The sequence below is a fragment of the Sphingopyxis sp. genome (genome assembly GCF_025869345.1).
Lineage (GTDB): Bacteria > Pseudomonadota > Alphaproteobacteria > Sphingomonadales > Sphingomonadaceae > Sphingopyxis.
Window position 1 is genome coordinate 1 of the sequence record NZ_JAOZVW010000034.1, and the last position, 1,942, is coordinate 1,942.

General features: G+C 65.4%; 3 protein-coding genes. All 3 read right to left on the bottom strand.

The window, feature by feature from the left end:
• Positions 1-84: 84 nt before the first annotated feature.
• Positions 85-1,071, bottom strand: coding sequence for an NAD(P)H-quinone oxidoreductase (locus OJI97_RS04195; RefSeq protein WP_297661426.1), 987 nt, complete (start codon positions 1,069-1,071; stop codon positions 85-87).
• Positions 1,068-1,616, bottom strand: coding sequence for a hypothetical protein (locus OJI97_RS04200; protein ID WP_297661428.1), 549 nt, complete (start codon positions 1,614-1,616; stop codon positions 1,068-1,070). Before OJI97_RS04200 ends, OJI97_RS04195 begins: the two co-directional genes overlap by 4 nt.
• Positions 1,613-1,942, bottom strand: a 330-nt coding sequence (locus OJI97_RS04205) for a hypothetical protein (protein ID WP_297661430.1), incomplete at its 5' end; no start/stop codon positions are given. The genes OJI97_RS04205 and OJI97_RS04200, both read right to left, overlap by 4 nt.

A 1,942-nucleotide genomic window follows, 5' to 3' on the forward strand; every position in this document is an offset into this window, starting at 1 on the left:
TAACCGAGACGTCCGCTTTGCGCCGCCATCTCGGCCATTAATCTGGCAACGGCCACGGCGCGAGGCGGAGCACGCCGCCGTGCTTCACGCGGTCACCTTGAGCACAATCTTCCCAAACCCGCCGCCCGCTTCCATCGCGCGATGCGCCTCGGGCGCCTGCGCGAGATGGAAGACCTTGCCGACCAGCGGTTTCAGCCGGCCATCGGCGAACATCGGAAGCGCGCTTTCCGCGAAGCGCCGGACCATGGCGCGCTTCTCCTCCACGGTTCGCGATTTCATCACCGTGCCGATGAGGCGCAGGTGGTTGTGCAGCAGGAGGGCGAGCGGGATGCTGGCGGTGTCCTGCCCTCCGAGCAGACCGACCTGGACGAGGCGCCCGCCCGGGGCGAGGCTGCGCAGATTGCGAGCGAGATAATCACCGCCGACGAAATCGACGATCACGTCCACGCCGCGCTCACCGGTGGCATCGCGCACGCCCTGCTCGAAGTCCTCGGATCGATAATCGAAAACCGCCTCGGCACCCAGCGCCAGCACCTCGGCGCGACGCTCGGCATTGGCCGTCGCGAAAGCCCGGGCGCCAAGCGCGTGGGCGATCTCGACGGCGGCGGAACCCACCCCGCCCGCAGCCGCGTGGATGAGCACGGCCGTCCCCTTGGTTGTCCCGCCCAGATGCACGGCGGCTTCCCAGGCGGTGACGAAGGATTCCATGACCGCCGCCGCCCCGAGATAGTCGAGGTGCTCGGGAATGCGCACCGCCATGGCGCGGTCGACGCGGGCGAATTCGGCATAGGCGCCGCCGCCGACGATTCCCATCACCCGCTCGCCCGGCCGGATGTCGGTGACATCGCTGCCGACCGCAACCACCTCGCCGGCCACTTCCAGCCCGAGCAGGTCGCTCTCGCCATAGCTCTGGCGGCCATAATAGCCCTGGCGCTGCAGAAGATCGGCGCGGTTGACGCCTGCCGCGTGCACCTTGACCAGGAGATCGCCGAGGCGGACCTCCGGCATGGGCGCGTCGGTGAGGCGGAGGACGTCCGCCGCACCGAAATCGTCGAACGTGACCGCCTTCATTTCGCGTCGGCCTTGGCGAGGGCGCGGCGGGCGATGCTGGCGGCGAAGAGCGGCGTCTCGCGGCGGTTGTGGTCGCCACCGGCTTCCTGCCGGGCAACGGCCGCCTGCTCGAAGGTCTGGCCGTGCGCAACGACGAAGTCCATGAACACGTCAGTCGGGTGCGAGGTGACACGGTTGGTATAGCGGGTGCGCTCGCCTTCGATGGCCTCAGCGATCAGCTCCCAGATCACGTTTACCTGCGTGCGTCCCACGGGGGTGAACACGTCGGAGATCGAGTTCATCCGGCAGTAACTGGGCGTCGCTTCTTCGGCAATGTAGTGCTGGATCACCAGTCCAGTGCCGATCATCTCGACATTGATTACCATGCGGCGGCCATCGTCCGTCGTGGTGACGCCGGAGCCGATGTGGTCGGGCGGGCAGCAGCGCAGATATTCCGCCTCCGGTAGCGTGAACAACCACTCGGCGATGTCGACCTTTTCAAGAGGAATGTCGATTTCCGCCGTATAGGCGGACTGCGAGAGGATCTTGTCTGTGAGGACTTTCATGATTCTGCCTTGTCGATATACGTTTGTATTAGATAACAGTGCTCGTCCTCCCGGAGGCCGAACGTCGATACGATGAAGATCGATGCGGAACCGGTTATGCGCGACGTCTCGCCCGGGCGTATTTCGATATCTCCATGATCGCTGACCTTGCTTGCGAGATGGAACGCCTGCCCGATTGGCCGCGATGCTTGCATGCCGACGGGGTGCCGCCGCTGTGTGAACGCCGCGAATATGCGAGTGTCCGGGGCCGGCGATAAGCCGGAGCCTGCTGCAAACGGCTTTGCCTGGATCGCAAAGATGAGACCCCATTTCGCCGAATATCTCGC